Source organism: Mastigocoleus sp. MO_188.B34, assembly GCF_030065675.1.
Lineage (GTDB): Bacteria > Cyanobacteriota > Cyanobacteriia > Cyanobacteriales > Nostocaceae > Mastigocoleus.
Map to the genome: position 1 here is coordinate 1 of NZ_JASJDK010000009.1, position 22,719 is coordinate 22,719.

At 34.5% G+C, this 22,719-nt stretch carries 16 protein-coding genes and 1 pseudogene; 5 read left to right on the forward strand and 12 right to left on the reverse strand.

What is annotated here, in order from left to right; translation table 11 throughout:
* Positions 1-128 precede the first annotated feature (128 nt).
* Positions 129-422: a hypothetical protein gene (locus QNJ50_RS03425; RefSeq protein WP_300631998.1), complete on the forward strand. Its 294-nt coding sequence runs from the start codon at positions 129-131 to the stop codon at positions 420-422.
* A 149-nt stretch (positions 423-571) separates the two neighbouring features.
* Here the strand turns inward: QNJ50_RS03425 and QNJ50_RS03430 are convergent, their stop codons facing one another.
* The 12 genes from QNJ50_RS03430 to QNJ50_RS03485 form a co-directional block, all read right to left on the reverse strand.
* Positions 572-1,999, reverse strand: coding sequence for a sugar transferase (locus QNJ50_RS03430; RefSeq protein WP_300632000.1), 1,428 nt, complete (start codon positions 1,997-1,999; stop codon positions 572-574).
* A gap of 79 nt (positions 2,000-2,078) precedes the next feature.
* A complete protein-coding gene (locus QNJ50_RS03435; RefSeq protein WP_300632003.1) occupies positions 2,079-2,840 on the reverse strand; it encodes a WecB/TagA/CpsF family glycosyltransferase in 762 nt (253 codons plus the stop codon).
* A gap of 68 nt (positions 2,841-2,908) precedes the next feature.
* Positions 2,909-4,123, reverse strand: a complete 1,215-nt coding sequence (locus QNJ50_RS03440; protein WP_300632005.1) for a glycosyltransferase family 4 protein — start codon at positions 4,121-4,123, stop codon at positions 2,909-2,911.
* Positions 4,124-4,368: 245 nt separating this feature from the next.
* Positions 4,369-5,250 (reverse strand): glycosyltransferase family 2 protein, encoded by an 882-nt coding sequence (locus QNJ50_RS03445; RefSeq protein ID WP_300632008.1) that lies wholly within the window; start codon positions 5,248-5,250, stop codon positions 4,369-4,371.
* Positions 5,251-5,369: 119 nt separating this feature from the next.
* On the reverse strand, positions 5,370-6,350 hold the full coding sequence (locus QNJ50_RS03450; RefSeq protein WP_300632010.1) for a glycosyltransferase: 981 nt from the start codon (positions 6,348-6,350) through the stop codon (positions 5,370-5,372).
* A gap of 208 nt (positions 6,351-6,558) precedes the next feature.
* Positions 6,559-7,578 (reverse strand): hypothetical protein, encoded by a 1,020-nt coding sequence (locus QNJ50_RS03455; RefSeq protein ID WP_300632012.1) that lies wholly within the window; start codon positions 7,576-7,578, stop codon positions 6,559-6,561.
* 147 nt (positions 7,579-7,725) lie between these two features.
* On the reverse strand, positions 7,726-9,006 hold the full coding sequence (locus QNJ50_RS03460; RefSeq protein WP_300632014.1) for a glycosyltransferase family 4 protein: 1,281 nt from the start codon (positions 9,004-9,006) through the stop codon (positions 7,726-7,728).
* Positions 9,007-9,191: 185 nt separating this feature from the next.
* Positions 9,192-10,442, reverse strand: coding sequence for an O-antigen ligase (locus QNJ50_RS03465; RefSeq protein WP_300632016.1), 1,251 nt, complete (start codon positions 10,440-10,442; stop codon positions 9,192-9,194).
* Between the two features lie 38 nt (positions 10,443-10,480).
* Positions 10,481-11,422, reverse strand: a complete 942-nt coding sequence (locus QNJ50_RS03470; RefSeq protein WP_300632019.1) for a glycosyltransferase family 2 protein — start codon at positions 11,420-11,422, stop codon at positions 10,481-10,483.
* Between the two features lie 210 nt (positions 11,423-11,632).
* Complete coding sequence (locus tag QNJ50_RS03475; RefSeq protein WP_300632022.1) at positions 11,633-12,958, reverse strand: flippase; 1,326 nt, start codon at positions 12,956-12,958, stop codon at positions 11,633-11,635.
* A gap of 45 nt (positions 12,959-13,003) precedes the next feature.
* Positions 13,004-13,948 carry a glycosyltransferase family 2 protein gene (locus QNJ50_RS03480; protein WP_300632024.1) on the reverse strand — a complete coding sequence of 315 codons (945 nt, stop codon included), beginning with the start codon at positions 13,946-13,948 and terminating at the stop codon, positions 13,004-13,006.
* Positions 13,926-16,193: a polysaccharide biosynthesis tyrosine autokinase gene (locus tag QNJ50_RS03485; protein ID WP_300632027.1), complete on the reverse strand. Its 2,268-nt coding sequence runs from the start codon at positions 16,191-16,193 to the stop codon at positions 13,926-13,928. The genes QNJ50_RS03480 and QNJ50_RS03485 overlap by 23 nt, the downstream gene beginning before the upstream one ends.
* A 928-nt stretch (positions 16,194-17,121) precedes the next feature.
* Between QNJ50_RS03485 and QNJ50_RS03490 the strand changes: the two are divergent.
* The 4 genes and pseudogenes from QNJ50_RS03490 to QNJ50_RS03505 form a co-directional block, all read left to right on the forward strand.
* Positions 17,122-17,343 (forward strand): annotated as a pseudogene (locus tag QNJ50_RS03490) (SAM-dependent methyltransferase); the annotation flags it as partial.
* A gap of 107 nt (positions 17,344-17,450) precedes the next feature.
* Positions 17,451-17,900 (forward strand): hypothetical protein, encoded by a 450-nt coding sequence (locus QNJ50_RS03495; RefSeq protein WP_300632029.1) that lies wholly within the window; start codon positions 17,451-17,453, stop codon positions 17,898-17,900.
* 676 nt (positions 17,901-18,576) lie between these two features.
* On the forward strand, positions 18,577-19,962 hold the full coding sequence (locus QNJ50_RS03500; RefSeq protein ID WP_300632032.1) for an AAA-like domain-containing protein: 1,386 nt from the start codon (positions 18,577-18,579) through the stop codon (positions 19,960-19,962).
* Positions 19,963-20,567: 605 nt separating this feature from the next.
* Complete coding sequence (locus QNJ50_RS03505) at positions 20,568-22,331, forward strand: carotenoid oxygenase family protein (protein WP_300632034.1); 1,764 nt, start codon at positions 20,568-20,570, stop codon at positions 22,329-22,331.
* The last annotated feature ends 388 nt before the right edge of the window (positions 22,332-22,719 follow it).

Here is a 22,719-nt window from a genome sequence, read left to right on the forward strand (position 1 = left end):
AAAAATGAGTTATTTGTATAAAATACCCCCGCGCCGCAAGCCAAAACTAGTGGAAATACAGGGTAACTTTGGGTAAGGCTGGGCAGTTTTGTCTATATTTTATTGAACCCCATAAACTTATTAAAGTAATGGATAATCCCCCTGGTTCATTTTCATTAGATCCTTATAGGGATTATCGATTTTCTTCCACCAGGCTACAAGAGGTACTCGATAACCTTCATAAAGCAATATATTATCGTCGTCAAATGCATCGTCAGGAAGTTCTTGAAAGTCTAAAGTTGAAGCAGTGGGAAGAGTGGGCTTCAGGTGCATTACAATCTGCAGAGCGCAAAGACATACTTCTAGTCACACTTTTGAAGTTAGAAGATTTGTGTTCTTATGCACTAAGCAAAGGTAAAGATATATTAGTTTGTGGTGATTGATCAAAGTTCAAATATCCAACCACTATAACTTTGAGTCCAAGCTCCTACTCTTAGATGAATAAAAAATGTGAAGATATCAATTAAATATCTCCACAAAACATATATGATAATTAATCTAATTCAAATAATTTAATTCAAGCTAATTTAAATTAATAAGCACCGGTTTTCTGGAGTACGACTCTCAAGGTCTGCAGCAAGATCCGGAAGTCAAATAATATTGACCAGTTTTCAATATATTTCATATCTAACTTTATTACATCCTCAAAGTTGTCGATATTAGAACGTCCGGAAACCTGCCATAATCCAGTAATACCGGGGAGAACTTCTTGACGAATGAAATGCTTAGTTTGAAATTTCTCTACATCACGCATCGGTAAAGGTCGAGGACCAATTAAACTCATTTCCCCAAGCAGAACATTAAATAATTGTGGTAGCTCATCTAAGCTGTAACGACGTAAGAACTTACCGATATTCGTTACCCTTGGGTCATCTTTCATTTTGAAGAAGACACCATCTTTCATCTCATTTTTTGTTTCCAACTCAGCTATTACTTTTTCTGCATTGGGAACCATGGTACGGAATTTCCAAATTAAAAACTGTTTCCCATGTAAACCAAGGCGTTTTTGACGGAAAAATATTGGTCCGGGAGAATCTAATTTGATTAGTAATGCAATGAGTAAGTATATGGGTGTGAATAGGATAATTAAGAACAGGGAGAAACAAAAATCAAATAACCGTTTGATCCAGAAATCAAGACCAGCAAGAAGTGGTGCTACTATTGTTGGGAAAGGTAGTTCTCCGATTAAACTAAATCGAGATTGGGAGAAAGAAAGTTGATTTTCTGTTGGGAGAACATGTACGGTAATTCCCGTATTGTAGAAATACCAGTAAAGGAAAAAGCGATTTTTAATTGAATCCCAGGAAATTAATACTTCTTCTATATTGCGATCGCGTAGAAATTGAAAAGTATCCTCTCTATTACGCAAGTCAAGACAGCTGGAGTCAGCAAAACCTTCGACTTTATAGCAGTTATCTTTTTCAATGATCTCGATTAATTCGTCTTTTTGTTGAGCATCTGCAATGACAAAAATTGAATGACGAATAATACCTTTGTGACGTAGAAAATTGGTTGATAAATCAAATAATAATCTAAAAGTACAAATACCAGTGATAGACGTTAACCAATATAGTAAGTAGGTAGAAGGGGGTATATGATTTGTTGGTTCGTCAAGCAAATTAATAAAGAATAACAGTATGGATGATACGGAAACTGCTTTGATGATACCTGCATAATCGCGACGGTGTACTCCAGCTCGATATACACCAGTAGTTGCAAGAATCGTAAATTGAACTCCTAAACTTACTAACAGAAATGATAAATTATTTGTCCAGTTCGACTGTGAGGAAAAAGGATAATTTACACCGAAATACCAAGCTGCACTGAGAGATAAGATGTCAATAAAAATTAGTATGGCTATACGTAACAACCGGATAAACAATCCTCGCTGTATGGTTGCACTTTTAGCCGAACGCAAGTCTGGTTTAAAATTATTTATTACTCGACTGCTGTTAAGCATGATACAAGCTCTCCTAATTTGTTAATATAAAACAAATCTGTATGAAATTTTGCGATTCAACTGCAGTATTTGAGTTTTTTCAATGAGAAAAACCCATAATTTCTTGGACAAATAATTTACCAATAAACCAAGGTTGAACTAAGTAACGTTTCCATAATCTTTTAGGCTCGCTCAATAAACGGTAAGACCACTCCAAACCGATTTTTCCCATCCATCTCGGTGGAGTTGGAACTGCACCTGCAACATAATCTATACAAGCACCGCTCGGTAAGATAATATTGGTATTTAATTGTTCTAAATTATCTAGTATCCAATGTTCTTGACGTGGCATACTCATTCCTACCATTAAAACATGAGGTTGGAAAGCATTAATTGCTGCGATAGTCTGTTGGTTTTCTGGACTATCTTTACGTACGTCAATATAACCATGAGCGCAGGTAATTTCTAGACCGGGGTATTTTTGGCGGAGGATATCTGCTCCTTTTTGTGCAACTCCTGGTTTAGAGCCTAAATAAAATATTCGCCAACCTTTATTTGCAGATTCTTCCATTAAATCCCATACCCAGTCAGCATAGGTTACCCTATGTTTCCGCTCGAGGGAATGACCCAATATCTTACCAATAAATACCAGAGGCATACCATCTATATGGGTATAATCAGCCTGAGCGTAAAATTCACGCATCTTTTGGTCGTGGTGGTAAATATAGAGGCTATGCAAATTATGATTGGCGATTATCCATTTTTGTTGCTTTTGAATGGACTCTGCAATTAATCCATTCAGTTGAGGGATGTCTAATGCATCCATTGCAACGCCAAGAAATTTTGAAGGTGAACGCTTCATATAAAGTCTCAGGATATAAGATTTAAGATTTAAGTATTAGCTTTGACAATCGATTAGTAAAAATTTATCTAGATAGACTTAAACTTAGTTAATGGCGAGGGTTTTTCGAGAATTTTCTCCATCCTTTCAACTAGAATCTCAATTCTAGAAGTCCAGCTATGATGATTTATGATTTCTGTCCGAGCTAAATATCCCATTTGTGGAAGCTTTTCTCGTTGCTGAAAAGCTAACAATAATTTACTTTTTAAATCAGCCTTGTCTTCGGGTTGAAACAAAAAGCCTATTTGACCATCCTCAATTAAACGTTTTGCATCTTCAAAAGCGGATGCAATAACTGGTTTAGCCATTGACATATACTCATAGAGTTTCATTGGAGAAAGATACATCTGACCCATTTGTAGTTGGACTTGTCCTGAATAACCAATATCAAACCCAGAAATATATTGGGGTACTTCTTCTCGAGAAACTCGACCAATAAAAGCTACATTTTCTGAAATACCCAGGTCTTGAGCTTGTTTTTCCCAAGTAGACTTCATTGCACCATCACCTACTACAACCAGTGATATATCTATACCTGTATTCCGTAATTCAGCAATAACTTCTAGTAGTAAATTTAATCCAGACCAAGCATATAAACTACCAACAAAACCGATAGTAAAACCTGAAAATATACGATAAGGTTTATATAATTTGGGATTAAGAAAATCAGTATCTACTCCATTATTTACTAAAACAATTTTTTCAGTTGCAATTCCGTAATCATGTACTAAAATTTCTTTCAGAGTTTCGCTTACACATGCTAAAACATCACATTGTTTATAGGCTTGAATTTCCATCCATTTAGCAATACCATCTAGTACTAATGCCTTTCGTTCTGCTTTCGCTTCATAAAAAAGTAAAGCTTCTACTTGTAAAATCCAAGGTATTCCTTGACGTTTAAATATCCAACCCAAACACTGTAAAGTGGCAGCATATTCATATACAAAATCAACTTTATTTCTTAATTCTCGCCAACTTTTCCAAGAATTAATAATACTGAGTCCCAAACGAACTAAATCTACAGCTAAAGTGCGAAAAAATCCCTTACTGATGACTTCACCAGAGCCTTTTGCAGACCAATTTTGTGGTACCCGATCGCCAACAATAAATTTTTCAACTTTCCAATTAAGTGTTTCAAAACCCTTAATAATTCCCAAAACACGGGAGCGAGGTCCTGACATCTCAGCATCAGGATGTGTGGAAATTCGAGGTGCTGCAGCTAAAAAACCAATTCTTGGCGACATTTTTACTCCTTATCTACTAATTGGTAATTGCTAATTGGTAATTGCTAATTGATGTTTGATAATACAGCGTTAATCATATTCTTTTGTTCTTGGTAATTTTTCAAATTGTAAAATCAACTAATTAGATGTAATTGTTTACCTTTTTATTACCCATTACCTATTACCCATTACCTATTACCCATTACCCATTACCTATTACCCATTACCTATTACCTATTACCCATTACCCATTACCCCATTACCCATTACTCATTACTCTCTACAAATGTAGGAGATACAGCCAAATTTTTATAACCAATTACAGCGCGTAAATAAGGAAGAATCCAATAAATAAACCAGAATAAGCCAGAGTGACGACGACAAAATACTGTCCAAGGTTTGATTGGAAAAGCTTTAATATGAGTTGCTTTTTTTAAACGTTCTAATACACTTAATTTTGTATCTACCCAACTGTTACGAATTGAGTTTTTACTACAGCTACCAATGTAACCAGGTGCTACCCATATGGAACAACCATTTTTTCGCGATCGCAAACCGTAATCAATATCTCCCATACTATGAATAAAAGCTGAATCAATATTTCCAACTTTTTCCACCACAGTACGAGGAATTAGTACACAGTTCCCAAAAAAGGTATCGCACTGTTGAATAACTTCCGTATAACCTAAAAAGTTATATTTATTTGAGTACCATTTCTGGGATTTAACCGAACCACCATAGGATGCTTTTGCTGTGGATATATCTCTGGTAGTACCAACCACTATAGAGTCTTTATGGTTTTGTTCTACTAGTTGTTGATATACACCGAACAAGCGCTCAATAGCATCTACTTCTAAGATTGTGTCATCATTCAACCAAAGATAATAGTCATAATCTTTTTGGATTGCTCGTGCAAATGCAAGTCTCATTCCTCCAACCCAAAATAGATTCCCATCACCTTGAAGAATATTGACTTCGGGATATTCTGAATTTACTGCATCTGCGGTACCATCTGAACTACCATCATCTGTTAAGTAAACGTCAAAATCTGAATAATTTGTTTGCTGATATAATGCATGCAAACATGAGAGAGTTGTACTCCGCCTATTGAAACAGGTCATTATGACCGCTAGTTGTGCTTTTCTCATAGGTTTTCTGATATGAAGTAAAGTAGGACTATTTATATATTTCAATTTCTAAATATCTCAGTTTCTAAATATTTCAGTTTCTAAATATTTCAGAAATTATCTGAGAGTCTGTCTGATTTTTAGAGAGAAAATCTGGCGCTAAAATCTTCGGGAGTCAATTTATGTAATTCTTCTTGTTTCACATAACGAGATTGAATCCCTTGAGGTGGAGAAAAGTATTTTTCCATCAAAGTTTTTGGATCGTGGAGATCGCCACTTTCTTGTTCAATTAGTTGAGCAATATAGGTACAATAATGTAGTCTCAAATCGTTAATTTTTTTGAGCATTTGCGCGCGAATTTTTTCTGGTTCTGGTGATAATTCCATCCAAGTCTCCACCGCTCTTCTTACAGCTTCGGCTTCTGGAGGTACAATAATTGAATTTTCAGGAGTGAAGAATTCATCTCTTCCACCTTTACTGGGAGTACTAACTACAGGAATTCCGCAAAGCAAATATTCGCTAGAAGCTAAATTAGCTCCTTCTAATGCAGACAGAATCAAACCGACATAAGCTTGGTTATATTTTTTTGCTAACTCAGGACGTGGAATAAACTTTGTATTGAAGTCAGCATGTTTTAATTCTGGACAGTAAGCATGTAGATCACCTCCATAAGATACAACCATCAACTTTTCAATATTTCTTGCTAACCAAAGGCGCTTTGATGAATTAAGCTGTGCAGTATAAATTGCATCATATACTTTAGGCTGTTCAATAATTTTATACAAATGCTCGTTAATATAAAAATTTTGATTGAAGTGCGCTCCACGAACTCGAAAGTGTTTGCGCATTTGTTCTTCATCTGCTGCATTAACCATTAAATGATGGGTTCTACCTTCAATGCTATGCAAAATCGATTTGATTTTACGTAAAAACATTTGCTTAGGAGCAGCACACCAATAAGGAGTATGCTCTAAAACATGCTTGGGACAAAACCATTTAGGTAGAGGCTTGTATGTAAATTTTTTATCCTGATAAACAACTCCACCAAAGAAAGGATAACTTCCAAGAAAGGAAATAATTAAAGGTTTAGTACTAAAAATATAGTAACCGTGAAATAACATATAGAGATTTTCCTTCTATTAACTAATGATTGATGAAAATATAGATTCTATGACTTTTCAACTAAAGTTTTTGCTCTATATGACTAAACCAAATACATTTGTATGAGGCTAAGCACAAATAAAAAATATAACTTGTAGCTTTCCCCGTTTAACAATTTACTCAGCTTATTGTGTAATTTTTGATTTCTATAAATTGGTATTGCTTACTTTAGAGGTTTGCAACTTTTTCAATCCAATTACTCACACTTATATTTAAGTTAAACACTCTCAATTTTTGTTCTATTTTCCGGACAGTTAACATATGTCTGTGTAGTACAGAGGTACGTGCCATCTGATAGGAATTTACTTTTTCACATAACCACTTATATTTATCTGAATTGAGATTGAAACCCTTCAATCTTTTAATCTGTTTGTTCCAATCGCGATAATAAAATAAGTTAAAATAGTGTATTGAAGTTAAATCATCCCACTTTTTCAAGCGCCATTGTTTAGACAAGCGATTATGTAAGGGTAATGGGTAACTATAACGATCAGAAAAATGAGATACTTTCTCTTCTAAGGCGCATAAAGTGATAGATAAAACTGATTGTTCGACAAAATAAATACCCTGGGGAGGAGTAATATCTAAATGCATTACTTTCTCAAAGTTTTCTTTCCAGGATTTAAATATACCTGCATTCTTTCTAACAGCAACTAAACCTGAGTTCCAATAAGCTCTGATTTTTTTATTTCCTATTGGGGTACTGACAAATACTTCCTGTTTCACCCCTAAGACTTCATAAAGTTTTTTCCAGTACCATTCATGGGGGTCTTCACTACCTGTAGAACCGATACCTTGACCGTATTCAGGGCGCATCCGCACGTTACAATCTACTGGTAATAAAAATTCTGTGGGTTCTGCAAAAAAGCATTTATCACTATCAAGAAAAACGAGAATTTCTGCATCTATATTCTCTTCTGCATAAGCACAAGTCAAAGGCTTATTTGCTAAATAATATTCATGAAATTCTTGATTGATTGGTATTTGCTGATGGATAACCCCTAATTCTGTAAATGCTTTTTGGGTTTCTATCGCGATCGGTTTTCCACTTCTGGGATGAAAACTATATATGGGAGTATCTTTTAAATTACCGCAAAATTTGCGAATACTCTCTGCAAGCATTAATGATTGGGCTTCTAAACGACCCGGTTCTGTGCAGATGATAAAAGCTAATGGAACTGTTGACATATTTACTTTACTCCTAATTAATTTTGATGTAAATTGCATCTAAACGATTTAATTAAAACTTTAAAAATTACTCTGTTTTTACATTCATAAACTTTAAATAAATAGAAAGTATTAACGTATGGTTTTTTTGTTTATTTTGTTTTTTCACTACGAACTAAGCTGAGGTTTATCTCCTCCATTAACTAGCTCTTTAAATAAACTCGAATAACGCCTTGCTTGTAGTTCTAAATTAAACTCTTGTTTTGCTCGTTCGCGAGCATATAAAGATAATTTTTCATATCTTTGAGGATTTTCTAAAACCCAAATAATTCCCCTAACTAAATCATCAATATCATAGGGTTTAGCTAAATAACCACATTCCTGATGCTGCACAATATCTTTTAAACCAGTCGCATTAAATGCAATAACTGGAGTTCCACAAGCTAGTGACTCAGAAGCAGTCTGTCCAAAAGACTCTTGCAAAGATGGAACCAGCATGACATCCGCAGCAGGATAAATACTAGCTAAAGAGGTATCATCATAAAAATGTCCTAAATAGTGAGTTTTAAATCCTAAATCAGGTGGGTTTTCTGGCTCAGATGCACCAAAAATGACTAATTCTGTATTATCTTTCCATTCAGTTCGACTCAATTTTTGCAGTGCTGGTTGTAATAGATGAAAGCCTTTATTGCGATCGCTAGTTGCTTGTAAAGCTCCAAACAAAATTAATTTCTTATCTTGAGGTAACCTAAATATTTCCCTTACTAATTTTTGATTTAGAGGTCGATATTTGTGAGTATTCAATCCATGGGGAATTACTTCGACTCTTGAATTTTTGAATAGTGAGCTAGATTTGGCGCATTCACCGATCCAATTACTCGGAGCAATCAAAGTTAGGTTTGTTGAGTTAAATTTACTCCAAGCTCTAGCTTTACGCTTATACACCCAACGAGATAAATCCCAATCACTACTACTATTAAGTTGAGGACAAGAACCACAAGATTGGGTATAGCGTTGACAATCTCGAGCAACGTGACATCCTCCAGTAAAAACCCACATATCATGGAGGGTCCATACTAAAGGTTGTTTTAGTTTTGCAATGGATTCAATTTGCATAAAAGCCCCACTAATCCAATGCAAATTGATAATATCCGGATTGATTTTATTTACCTGTGGTACGACCCGATCTGGTAACCATTGACTAAAAAATGTACTATTGCTTCTCTGGGGATAAAGTTTTAGGGGTAGAGTCTCAAATGTGAGTTTTGTTTTAGCTACACCTTGAAAAAGCCTAATTTTTGGTGCAATAACTGTTTGATCGCTACTTGATTTTTCTTGCACCAACATTTGTGAGTTGAGTCCAGCATCTCGTAGACCTTTATGTAAGCGGTATGCTGCACGAGCCGCACCACCATTGGTATCATGGGTACTCAAATGTAAAACTTTCATTGAACAGTTATCATTTATCGGTTATCAGTTAATTCGCAATACTTACAGTACGCTTACGCTAGACCGCGCACGCTTTGCTAACAGTTTATGGCTAACGCCACGCCCTTACGGGCTACAGTTATCAGTGAACAGGGGATATGTATTATTCACTTGCAAATATATTTTTTAGTAAGAAATTATCTATTTTAGGTTGGTGTAATATCTAGACTAGATGACACTCTATTTTTTAATCTGTGATACTCCATAGTTAAAGATAGAGATGTTGTTAAATACATCAACCAATTCCAACTAGGAACCAACAATCTAGCCTCAGAAATATTCAAGATAATAATAATTACCAACATTTGCATTGGCCAATAATCTTCCGGTTTTTTGGCTACAAATACAACCCGATTGAGTGCCATAATAAAAAACCGAACAAAACCAGTAGCAAAAATTAAGAAACCACCAATTCCTAAATCAAGTATTATCTCTAAAAATCCATTATGAGAATTACTCGCCCATTCATGGGTCAATCGAATATTAGAAGCAGATGGACTATTCCAAAAACCAGCATATCCGTAGCCATACCAAGGTCTTTCGAGAATTTTATTTAATACAGGTTCCCATAAGTCAGTGCGTCCGCTAAAAGTAAGATCCTTACCTGATGCACCAACTATATTTTCTGCATTACCTAGAATCAAAATGGAAGCGCTAATTAATAATATTAAAACAAAACTAATCGTAATTATTTGTAATTTATAGTTATTATTTTTGCTAAGTTTATATAAAGGTAAAAGAAATATCATTGTTACAACAATCATTAAAGAAGTTGTAGATCGTGAAAGAATAATTAGACAAATAGACAATCCAACAATTGCTAATCTTAGCCAGCGATATTGAGATTCGCTGAGAGCTAAATGCAAAGAAATTCCCGCACACCAAGCCATCATATATCCTAGTTCATTTTTGTGACCAAAAATTCCACTCCACATCCCGGCTAATTCTGGTGTGACATGAATCCCTCCAAAACTTGGAATTAAAGGGAATATTATCGATAAAACTGCTGTTATCCCCAATGCAAAAGCGCTGAATCTCATTTGTTCTTGGAGGGTATAACGCATTGCTAAATAAATAGCCAGCAAATATATTCGAATTAGACCTCGAACATAAGTTAAACTCGACGCCATATCTGCTGACCACAAAACAGAAAATAAAATTACTATTAACAGGAAAAATTGAAATATATTTTTACTACCAACATATGCAAAACCCTTCCAGTAATAGATAATTAAAATCAATAAGATTAAATATGAAATCATATTTAATAATTGATCTACAAATGCACCTCCAAGAGGAGATGGTGAAATTTCTATTGCAGGTTTGATCGCGAGAGCACCAACAGAAATTAGTATTAGTAGGAGTGTGGCTGGTTTTTCTAGTTGCTGAAATTTCACTTATTCACCTATCATCAATTAACTTGGATAAATGATTCTCAACAGTTAATTATTTTTTTATCCTGAAGTATTTTCTTCAACTTTTGTTTGAACATATCTAATCTAGTCACACCATATACTGTCTTTTGGATAAACTTATCAGCGGGTAAATTCCGGATAATAAAAGGTGGATGTCTTAAAGGAAATTCTATTGCTTCTGTGGGAAGATTAATAAATGAAACTTCCTGGTTAAAATTAAAATTAGTTGCATCTGTACCAAGACCAACATTTTGAACTAAATTTACATTGGGAATAATATTTAATCCACCTTGCATCCAACAAGCAAATGTCCATTGATAATCCCAAGTTATACCCGTAGGATTTTCATAAATTGAATCAAAAATACTTTCCCAATAGCTAACTGCTTGGGAATCGTTTAAAATACTATCTAAAACATTAGATTTTTTGACTTCTTGCCATAATTTAATATGTAGGTCGTAATTATTCCAAGCACGTCTCCAACTAGCCCATCCCCAACAATGACTGTAGGATGAAAAGTAATAACTATAATCGGTGCGTTTGTGTCCTAGTTGAGCATTTTGAGCCGCGATAGAAGTAATTCTAGAGTCATATCGATATTTTTCTAGTAATTCTTCACAAAACTGGAAAAATGTAATGTGAGGAATACAATCATCTTCTAAAATGATTGTTTCTTCTACATTATTGAATACCCAATCTAAACCACTGGAAACTCTGCGAGCGCAACCTAAATTAACTTCAGAGTAGTTCTTTACTACCTCACAATCCCAATCTACTTGGTCAATAATTGCTCTGGTCGCAGCACATTTTTCTGCTTCTCCTTCGCGATCGCTACGTGGACCATCAGCAATTACAAATAGTTTTTTAGGTTGAATTTGACGAATTCTTTCAAAAACTTTAGCGGTGGTATGGGGACGCTTAAAAATAATAAAGGTAAGTGGTGTTTCTAATTGTTTAGCCATAATTATTTTTCTCTATTTTGCGAAATATATTTCTCTTATATAATGTCGGTTAGTTTGAGTTTTCTTGATTTTAATCTTATTGGTTATTATGTATCCATAAACTTAAGCACAAATATAAATATAAAGATAAATGTAAAGATAAATGTAAATATAAATAATATTGTTCAAAGCCTAAAATATAAGAGATTATTATCAATTTTCATTTGATAATTAATTAGGCGAAAAAGGTAAAAAAGACTGAATTTGAATTTTGAATAATTTGTGCGTTCTTCGATCCACTGCATTACTGAAGAAAGCAGCTACAGCTTGAGATGCAATAGTCGCGATCGCCGCTCCGACTCCCCCATATCCAGGAATTAGTAAAAAATTCAGGATGACATTAAGAATTGCTCCAAATAAGGTTTTACCAAGGGAAACATGGTTTAATTTTTCTGCAACAAACCAAGGTGATGTTGCAACACCCATAAATACAAATAGAGAAGCCCAAATGTGAACTGCTAATATTGGTCCAGCATTTATATATCCACTCCCAAACATAATCCCAACGACATATTTAGAGAGAAATGTCATGGGAATAGAAATTATTAGAGAGATATATGTCAATAAGCGTAATAATTGTCCAATCCGCTTATAGTAATGATATTCAGATTTCTCTTTCGCTGCATATATACTAGGAGCCACAGAGGATACTATTGTGGTGGGAATAAAATACCACAGTTCAGAAATACGCACAGCAGCAGAATAAATCCCAACTTCAGCATCACCCTTCATTTGACCCAACATAATCTGGTCAATTTTCATAAAGATCAGAATCGCAAACCCGGAAAATATCAGAGGAAAACTCTCTCGGAGCAAACTTTTTGCTGTGGATAAATTCCACCTCCAATTCCATAATCTGGAGAATCCTCTGATGTGATAGATAAACATTAAAGCGATCGCACCGATAACAATCTCTCCGAGGGTTACCCAAGCAAACGCTATTAATGATGCTTTGCTTAAAATGAGTATCACCTTGATCAAAATACTCAGTAGATAAGCAATATTTTTCGCAATTACACTATATTTTGATTGAACTTGTGATTGAAACCATAAGTCAATCGTATCAGCAGATCGGAAAATTCCAGTTATGGCTAATATTGTCACTAGCCATATTGTCAGTATTTTATTGCTTTCCAGGAAGAAGATAGTCCCCACCACTAATAAAACAGAAACAATTCCACCGATTAGCTTTAAACCAAAAGTGGTTCCTAAAATTTCTTCCTTATTGGATGATTCTCGCACCAGATGACGTATGACAACATCATCCAAACCCAAGGTGAAAATTGGTGTGAATAAACTAACAAAAGCTAACCCATAATTTAAAAGACCATATTGTTTGGTTCCTAAATAACGCGCTACCCACACTCCAACAAACAAACCCGCACCCATGCGCAGTATGCGATCGGCAAATAACCATCCTGTATTACTGAGAATTGCGCGGAATTTAGAATGGGATTTAAGTTGGGATAGATTGGGAACTTTCACTATTCTAAGCATTAATAAATTAAGGTGATTGCTGATTTTTATATTATTTTGTGAGAATTATTTTAAATATTGAGACTTTAATTTTCCAGTTTTTAATACCTCAAAAAAATATATAAATAATAAAATAATGCCTTTAATTTTCCAATAAATATTTTTTTCTAATAAAAATATGATTTTCAAATATAAACTAAAGTCTTTAACTTTAGGATAAGGTATTGTTTTCAATTCATTGAGGCACGAATACGCTAAAAATAGTGGTAATGTTAAACTATTTTTGTGCATTAAATAGTTAAAAATTGCCGAGCGTTTTAATAATCTTTTATATTCAAAACTAATATTTATACCTGAAGATTTATTATGAAAATTATTACTCTTATGGATCCTATACATTACCAGTGGTTCAGATGTATAAAACTTCTTAGCCCCTACCACAGAAGCACCCCACACAAGACAATCATCAGCCCTAACGCGCCAGTCATCTGTATATGGAATAGGTAAAATTTTATTGGCGATTTCTCTACGCATTGATAATGTTGAAGTAATCGAACCGATCCATTCTCCCGAACATAGAGTTTTAAGTACTGAATAACCTAAATCTCGATCCAATTCATCCTCTAAAAATATCCCTTCTTCCACTCCAAATTTCTGATAAGCACAAAATAGAAAATCACACTCCCCATTGCGTTGATAAAAATTTAAAGCATGTTCTAAATATTTAGGGTAATATATATCATCTGCATCAAGAAAAAATATTAAATCTCCAGTAGCAGAAATAAAACCTTCATTAAATGAAGATAATTGTCCCTGGTTTTTATCTTTTAAAATATATTTAATATTATCTTCTTGAGCAAATTTAGTAATTACTTCTGCAGAATTATCTGTAGATGCATCATCAACAATAATAATTTCGTCAAATTTAATGGTTTGGTTTAAAGCACTATTAATAGCCTCTGGCAGAAAATATGCATAATTATAGTTATTAATTAAACAAGTTGTTTTCATCTTTTTTTTGTTGTGAATTAATATCTTCGTTTTTGTGAATAACTTTGAATATAGTTTGTTTTATTACTGAGGCTTCATTTAATGTTGTAGCTGAATCAATAGCTTCTTTGGTGTAATACAAATTGCTATTTGGTTCGTTCTTCAAATTAACCCCGTTGATAACTATCCCTAAAACTTTTTGGTTAGACTGAGTTAAATAGTCCTTAGCTGCTTTTGCACTATCTAAATCAACCACACCAGGACGTACAACTAGCAAGATACCATCTGTTAAATCGCTCAATATTGCTGCATCTGCAGTTCCTACCACTGCTGGAGTATCAAAAATAACGAAATCATATTTTTGAGTAAAATTGCTCAATAACGTCGCCATTCTTTCAGAATCAAGTAATGCAATAGGATTAGGAGGTAAGACTCCAGAAGAAAGCACATCTAAGTTGGGTATTACCTCTGTGACTGCAGCATTAAGATCGACGCGATCGACGATAACGTTACTTAGACCAATCGCATTAGTCAATCCCCAGGTATGATGCTGAATCGGATGACGCATATCTGCATCTACGAGTAGTACGCGGCGTCCCAAACTAGATATTGTTACTGCTAAATTTGCTGCAACTTCCGATTTTCCTTCTTTGCTCACAGAACTTGTAACGACAATACTTTTTAGTTGACTGTCAGAACACAAAAACTTTAAGTTCGCTTGCAATATTTGATAAGCATTTCCAACGGGAAATTGGGGAATATCTTTACCAATAATTCGGGGTACAGACCTATTAACTCCAGCGATCAAAGAGTTATGTTTATGATTTTTACCCGATGCAGGAATAACTCCAAGGAGAGTATATTTAAATACTTCTTTTGCTTCTTTAACAGTCTTAACCGAGCGATCTATAAGATCCAAACCAAATGCAGCAATTAGACCTAGGAATATACCCGCAGTAGTTCCACCAATAATAAATAGGACTTTTCTTGGTCCTTGGGGTGCATCGGGTATTAAAGCACGGGAAATTATCCTTGCGTTGGGAATTTTTTGATTTTCTGCAACTTTAATTTCTTGCTCTTTGGTTAGGAGGGTTTCGTATGTTGATTGTGCTGCTTTTAGTTCTCTTTCTAGTTGACGCTGCTTTTGCTCCAACTGTGGTAAGTAATTAGCTCTTCGCTTATAGCTATATAATTTATTCCTGAGTTTAATAATTTGTTGCTCGAAACCAACACGTTCCGCTTCCACGCGGGTAATTTCAGCAATTAAACCCTGTCGTATTTCTCCAATTTGTAAATCTCCTGCTTGAAATTGTCCGTCAGTACCCGCAACTTCAGCGGTTCTTTGTTGGAGAAGATTGTTGAGAGCTTCTAATCTTTTTTCCTGTGCTACAACACTGGGATGTCCTGCTTTAAAACGAGTTTGCTCTAGTGCTAACTGACTCTCTGCTTCTTGAATTTGAGCAAGTATTTTTTGTACTCCTGCTGTCTGACTCAAATCTGCAGATATAACTGCTTGTTGTGGTTCAACTTTTGCTCGATCACTTAAAATAGCCAAACGTGCGGTAACATGAGCTAGTTGAGCTTGAACTTGAGATATTCGTTCTTCTAACTTAGTAATTGTTTCTACTGCTGCTTGAGCTTGTTCCCGTATAGCAATAATTCGATTTGTTTCTTTAAAACGTCTTAGATTTAGTTCTGCTTTTTTAACCGATGATTCTGCTTTCGGTAGTTGTTCGGAAAGAAATTCACCTGCTGTTTTGGCTTCAGCTTGATTTGCTGCAATGTTTTGTTTGATATATTTATCAATAACTGTATTGACTACTTTGGCTGCTTTTTCAGGATCTGGATTGCTATAGGAAATTAATAAAATGTCACTACCTTTAATTCCTTCTACATTCAATCCTGCAGCTAAAGCATGAATTGGTACAAGTTTTCCTTCCTTATCCCTGAAATCGAGCGCACGAATAGCTTCTTGAAGTACGGGATTTGATGTTACTATCCTAGCTTGGGTATCCAAAGGATTATGGTTTTGAGTTAAAACTTCCAAGCGTCCTAACTCTTCTGATAATCCTGTCAAGGAAGAGGTTCGATTACTTTTAATCATTACGCTTCCCTCCGCTCTATAGCTAGGTTTGAGGGAGAACGCATACAATGAAGCTCCAGTTACCGTCAGCGCGATAGCGCCCAAAGCAGGTAACCAACGACGTTTGATAACTTGTAAATATTTTTGAATATCTATTTCTTCAATATTACTTATAGTTTCCATATTCGTAGTTATAAGAATATATAACGTTGAGAATTTATATAATTGACAGCATAGATTCAGCAAATTTAGATAGACAACACGATTAAAACATGTCTATTTAAATTAGAATCTATGATTAAGAGACTATAAATAGTTCAGATAAGATTAGAATTTAGTAAAGCAAATGTACTAAAAGTAATCTATCTGAATCTAAAATAATTAATTTAAAAGCTTTAATACATTAGTTTAGATGCTCAAATTAACTGACGAATATTTAAATTAAAGTTCCCGGAATTGGATGTAAATATTGAAGATATAGATGCTGTGATTAATTAATATTAAACAATTCCGAGCTTAACAGATTAATGTATGAATTAAATATACATAAAACTGTAATTAAATCGCTAGAGATTTTTGGCTCAGAATTTAAAAAACAAGCCATCACCAGAAAAAAAGTAAGTATTATTGGCTAATTAATAAATCAAATATAAGCAATTGATACATAATCTCCTAATTAATTTACAGCTTATAAGCCAGATTATAAGCTTAATTCATACTTCATGTGATTAGTAAAATAAAATATAGTGTCAAGTAAACAGGGCAACAAATTATATGATTTTTCTAGAAAATAAAATTATGGATATACCAATAAATGTAATTCTAGAAAGAAATTTAGGTATCAAATAACTAAAATCAAAATACTTCTGAATGACACCTCAATTACTTAGTTCCTAAAATTAGGATGATAGGGAACAGCATATAACAGTCAAAAGTGTAAATCAACTTAAACAAGACACTTTACACGAAATTCATTTATGTTTACAACTAGCTTTATGTTGTCACAAATAATACAATCATATGATGACAAAATATTTTCTAAACTTCTTAATAAACTTCAGACTGTTGAGATAATTTTCCCTATATTCTTAATTTATTTAACCTATAAAAATTTGTCGAGCACGGACTAAGTAACGAACGTGAAATTCAAGTATGGCAAAATCGATTAAATTCATTACAAAAAGTTATTGCTGATGGTTGTCATCTTAATCGTAATATTCGACAAATTATTGAACAACAATTTAAAGAGGTAAGTTTAGAGGAATTTTACGCTGATAATACGCCTAAGCTTTTAGGTTATTTGTACAAAGGAATTGCGACTAAAACAAGTTGAAATAGTATCTAGTAATGCTTTGCAGAAGTCAAAAGTTAAAATTTAAAAATTAAATGAATAGCTGCGCTTACATTTTAATTAATTAGTGTGAAATTATAATTAGTCAGATGCGGAATAAGAGTTCAAATAAAGTTAAGGGTAAAAATACCAAAAAACGACATAGGTTTTTCCTCAACCCTTACTCAGATTGTGGATTCACCAAATGTCCTAAATGTGAGACAAAAACTAAAGTTCGTAAATTCCCCTTGGTTATTCACGTCGAACCACAACAGCTATTTTTGTTAAATAAAAAGTGTAAGTATTGTCCGAGTTGCGATCTAATAATTGTCAAAAAGCAAGAACTTGAATCATTAATGACCACTGGAATGATTCAATCGAATCCTGAAGTAATCGGTAATGACTATTTAGTAATGGGAACAGTTGATAGAAAAGATTGGATAGAAGGTACTAAAAATTCACTTCCTCCTTCAGAGATAATAAAGTGTATGTATCTTTTCAGAGATATATGGGATTTTGAAGTGATTCCAGCGGGGTGGTATCCTGCTGAAGATAAATAACGTCTAACGACAAATCATTGACGAAACCTTGCAAACAATAAATCAACTTCTTTTATCCGTAGCGCGATCGCCATGAGAATAAAAACAATGGAGATACAGCAGGTGTGTTAATTGCGTGTAAAATCCCAGCTATAGATTGTGCAACCCCCCCAGGAGTTAATTGATTTAATCTCTATCTTCAGGAATAAAGTGATTGCTGATATAAATACTATTATTAGCGATACAGAGTGAATAAGTTGATATTATGAAAGATGGTAAATTTAACAATTGGTTGGGAGAATAGTTATTTTAAAATAAAAATCATTTAAAATAAAAATCATTTAAGAGGATGTTTAAAAAGTAATATTCTTTACTAATATATTTTGGAAATTCCTAAATATAACTTGGAAAGGGGTACTTATACTGCCTTTTGAAGGGGTGTCTGGGGAACTCAATCATAGCTAATTGTAATAAATAATACTTTACGGATGTCCTCTAAGGAAATGTTTGAAAAATAGTTTGAAAAATCAAAAAGCTACAGTAAATTTCACGGAAAAGTAAATATCATTCCCATATTCGGGAAACTCCAAATTAGATACCTTATCAGGCAATACATTTAAATAATAAAAGTGAGTGCCTGTCCTTGTATAAATATGAATAAAGTCAATCAAAGGCCAAAAAAACAAGTGCTATTTCTATGAACCTTGATTGTCTACTTGAGATTGTTGACAGTAAACTAATTGAAAACCAATATCGCCCCCTTAACCCCACAGAAATTCTTATCATGCGGGGTATTTGGAAGTATCGGACTTATGGTCAAATGGCTATAGAAGCAGGTTATAGTACCGGCTACTTTACTAATGTTGCCGCACCTGAGTTATTTGGGCGACTATCTAAAGTGATAGGTCAGCGCGTGACGAAAAAAAATTGTCGAATGCTGTTGGAATCTTATGTTATTGCTCAAGGTGCTTCGGAGACTCCACCTGTGAGGCAAAATTTGCCAGAATCAAAATCTAAAGTTAAACAATCTGAAGTTAAACAAAAAGATAACTCTCCTCGCTATCCTAGTGGTTCAGTTCCCCTTGACTCAGAATTTTATATCGAACGATCACCCCTGGAGGAGCAGGTTTATCAAGAAATTAGCAAGCCAGGAGCCTTAATTAGGATTAAAGCTCCTCGAGAAATGGGTAAAACTTCTCTATTGCTGAGAATTATCGATCATGCAAATCTTCTGGGTTACCGTACTATTAGCTTGAATCTAGAGCAAGTAGAATGGGGTACTTTAAGTAATTTGAATCAATTTTTGCGTTGGTTATGCGCTAACAGCGCTCGTTTGCTTCAGCTTCAACCCAACTTAGACGATTATTGGGATGAAGATTTAGGAAGTAAAATAAGTTCTACTCTGTACTTCCAAGACTATCTACTAGAGTCTACTGATACTCCCCTAGTATTAGCACTGGATGAAGTTAACCAAATTTTTGAACATCCCCAAGTAGCTAAAGATTTTTTACCTTTATTACGTTCTTGGTATGAGGAAGCAAAAAGGTTACCGATTTGGCAAAAACTGCGTTTGCTTGTAGTTCACTCAACAGAAATTTATGTTCCTCTCGATCTGAATCAGTCTCCTTTCAATGTGGGTCTTCCTATTCAGCTAGATAGTTTCAGTGAGGAGAAAGTGCAAAATTTAGCCCAACGCTATGAACTTAAATGGAAAGATGGTGAAGAAATTAAACAACTAATGGCAATGATTGGAGGTCATCCGGCGTTGGTACACCTGGCACTTTATCACCTGAGTTTAGGTAATATAAGTTTATCCCAACTGTTAGAAAATATTGCCAATAGTAGTGGAATTTATCATAATCATTTGCAGCGTCATTGGGCAGCATTGGAAAAACAGCCTGAATTAGCACAAGCTTTGGATACCATTCTCAATACTAATGAACCTGTTCTTTTAGATCCTATACTCAGTCATAAATTAAGTAGTATGGGGCTAATTAAAAAATCAGGAGATAAGGTAGTGGCTGGGTGTGAATTGTATCGGCAGTATTTCTTGTCAGTTTTCAATAACAAAGGAGTGAAATAGTTAAGATTAACCATATCAGTAATACTTAATTTTAAATTCTTATTTGAAATCTTTTTAATTAATTTAGGACTTACGCAACTGGCATATTTTTCCCGTAGGGTGTGTGACGCTGTGAAAATATCTGAACGTAAGAATCAGACTTATAGCGTCACGTACCAACCACCAATTGTGACACTTGCGTAAATCCTGTAATTAAGAAAAATTACAATCAGACAAGATTATACTTAAATAAGTTGAATGTCATTATACTGCCATAATTTTAGTGTGATAATTTAGTGTGATAATTTTCTATCAATAAAATTCGTATTAGTAAGATTAATAACTTCATAGCTTCCTATTTAGAATTTATTGTCAGTTTTTCAGCATTTTTCACTAAAAAATAAATATTTTTTATCGCTACTGGCTCTTCATAACTACTAGTTCTTCATCACCACTAATTTTTATAACCACTAAAATTTTGTCACTACTAAAAAAAATAGAGCTATAACTGCATAAGTTAATTCTACGTATACCTATTGATAAAAAAAGTAAGCCTGGGAAAACTTAGCAAGTAGAACCAATTTTTTACAGCTACGTAAGTTCTATAAATTTTAGGAGTAATTTTTATGTCACTTGATATCAATAAGTTACGAGGTTCTAGCAAATTAGCCAATTTATCTCAAGATGTAGAAATTTCAGAAGGAACGTGGCCAGAAAATTTATCTGGTCATGTTTTTATTATTGCTCCTTTTCATCGCAAAAGTGACACACACTTATTTACTGGTGAAGGTGTAATTATTAGGTGGAATCTTAAATCTGAAGATGGGAAAATCAAGGTTAACAGCAAAAAATTAAAAACTTGGGATAGTTTATGGTACGCATCGCTGTTACCAATTAGTAAACTTTTTCCAAAAACATTTTTCCCTGCGCGAACTGGTCTTTGGGGGATTTCAGAGATTGCTAATACCGCCATTGTCAATATGGATGGAAGGCTAATTCTCACAGCAGATGCAGGACGTTACTGGGAAGCAGACCCAAATACTCTTGAGACTCTTACCCCAATTGGACGCTTCGATGAACATATCGTTTCTGTTCCCATGTCATTTTTCCCGATGGTGGCTAATACTGCTCACCCTTTTTATGATGAGGAAGCTAAAGAACTTATCACCTGCGAACTAAGGACTACACCTCGTCAAGAAAACTTTATTGCTGATATGACCAGTGCTCCTTATATTACTCGTTGGGATGGTGAAGGGACTTTAAAACACTGGGAATTAGAGGGAACAGTTCTCGATGGTAGTCCCCATACAGCCATAGTGACAGAGAAATTAATTATGATTCCAGATATGCCCTTCCAAACGGGTGTAGCAATGTTATTAGGGCTAAAAATTCCACCTCGCAAAGCTTATCCAAAAACACAAATGTATATAGTTAAGCGGAAGGACTTGGAAGCAAATAAGGGAACTGTTCCATCCCGCTTAGTAACCTTTGGCGGTGATAGTTATCACTTCGTATGTAACTACCGTCATATTGATCAAAAAATTCATTTTGTTGCGGTGCAGCAAGGAACGATCAGCTTAACCGAAGCAATAGAACCAGATGATGTTAAGCATTTTAGCGGTGAAAGTTATTGCAAAAAATACTATGGTGTGCCTTGGATGTTTGCTTTCGACCCTGGGGTCTTACGTAAGGTAGTCATCAACGAAGATGCTCAATTGCTTAGCGAGGAAGCATTCATCCATCCAGGTTGGTATACAACTGTTCTCTACACAGCAGATCCGCGAGAACTGAAGGAAGAAAATGGTTACTCTGCCATTTACCAAGTTTATGGAGGATTTCAGCGGGATTTAGTCTGTCGCCGTCAATATATGAGTTTCCGAGACCATGGAACTCGAGTTTTTACAGATGAGCAACTTCCTCAACATGATCTTCCTTGTGTTTTAGCTAAATTACCTACAGATCTAAATTGGAAAGAACTTACCGAGAAACTCGAGATAGAACAACAAGCAAATCCTGATACCCATTTATCTGAGTTGGGTAGAGAACTACTTGATTTTTATGTTTGTCCCGAAGGATATCTTTTAGATAGTATTCAATTCATTCCCCAAGAAAAAGGGTACCTGTTTATCAGTGTTGTAACTCCGACAGGTTCGGAAATTTGGCTGTTTGCTGCCGATTGTCTAAAGCAAGGACCAATAGCTAAAATTAATTTATCGAATAAAATTGACTTTGGTTTTACCTTACATTCAGAATATTTTGATCATCTTTCTGAGCGAAAATCAACATATAAAGTTAATAGACTTGCTTCTGCTTTGGGTAGTTTAACCAAGGTTCCTTATGAATTTTTCCTCAATCCACGTAGTGATATTGTTAACAGAAAGGTAAGGTAGAGGATTTCCAAGTAAAAAATATATAGCTTGTCAGGGTGCATGTCGATGCGCCCCTATGAGCAACAAATAGCACTATGTTTACATTTTTTGAAAAAAGCTATTTTATTTTTGTATATCTTATTAATATGAAACTTACTAGCACAATTTTTATTTTCTGAATTTAAACTGCTCGATATGGGCAGTATTATTTTTTGTGAGATATTTTTGTTGTGAGATATTTACAGCGTATTGCAGGTTTATGAGGTACACCAAAATAAATCCCTATAAATCCCTCTCCCTCTTTCCCTCTCCCATAATTGGGAGAGGGATGTCCGTCAGGATAGGGTGAGGGCGTACCTCATTTACTTGCAAAGTGCTGTATCTGAAATAAACTTTCATCAGCTTAAAA

Bases quoted from the DNA above. Each gene is read 5' to 3' on its own strand.
- QNJ50_RS03505 (WP_300632034.1), top strand. From the start codon at position 20,568: ATGTCACTTGATATCAATAAGTTACGAGGTTCTAGCAAATTAGCCAAT.
- QNJ50_RS03440 (WP_300632005.1), bottom strand. From the start codon at position 4,123: ATGTCGCCAAGAATTGGTTTTTTAGCTGCAGCACCTCGAATTTCCACA.
- QNJ50_RS03475 (WP_300632022.1), bottom strand. From the start codon at position 12,958: ATGCTTAGAATAGTGAAAGTTCCCAATCTATCCCAACTTAAATCCCAT.
- QNJ50_RS03500 (WP_300632032.1), top strand. From the start codon at position 18,577: ATGAACCTTGATTGTCTACTTGAGATTGTTGACAGTAAACTAATTGAA.
- QNJ50_RS03485 (WP_300632027.1), bottom strand. From the start codon at position 16,193: ATGGAAACTATAAGTAATATTGAAGAAATAGATATTCAAAAATATTTA.
- QNJ50_RS03430 (WP_300632000.1), bottom strand. From the start codon at position 1,999: ATGCTTAACAGCAGTCGAGTAATAAATAATTTTAAACCAGACTTGCGT.
- QNJ50_RS03470 (WP_300632019.1), bottom strand. From the start codon at position 11,422: ATGGCTAAACAATTAGAAACACCACTTACCTTTATTATTTTTAAGCGT.
- QNJ50_RS03460 (WP_300632014.1), bottom strand. From the start codon at position 9,006: ATGAAAGTTTTACATTTGAGTACCCATGATACCAATGGTGGTGCGGCT.
- QNJ50_RS03450 (WP_300632010.1), bottom strand. From the start codon at position 6,350: ATGTTATTTCACGGTTACTATATTTTTAGTACTAAACCTTTAATTATT.
- QNJ50_RS03480 (WP_300632024.1), bottom strand. From the start codon at position 13,948: ATGAAAACAACTTGTTTAATTAATAACTATAATTATGCATATTTTCTG.
- QNJ50_RS03435 (WP_300632003.1), bottom strand. From the start codon at position 2,840: ATGAAGCGTTCACCTTCAAAATTTCTTGGCGTTGCAATGGATGCATTA.
- QNJ50_RS03455 (WP_300632012.1), bottom strand. From the start codon at position 7,578: ATGTCAACAGTTCCATTAGCTTTTATCATCTGCACAGAACCGGGTCGT.
- QNJ50_RS03425 (WP_300631998.1), top strand. From the start codon at position 129: ATGGATAATCCCCCTGGTTCATTTTCATTAGATCCTTATAGGGATTAT.
- QNJ50_RS03445 (WP_300632008.1), bottom strand. From the start codon at position 5,250: ATGAGAAAAGCACAACTAGCGGTCATAATGACCTGTTTCAATAGGCGG.
- QNJ50_RS03495 (WP_300632029.1), top strand. From the start codon at position 17,451: ATGCGGAATAAGAGTTCAAATAAAGTTAAGGGTAAAAATACCAAAAAA.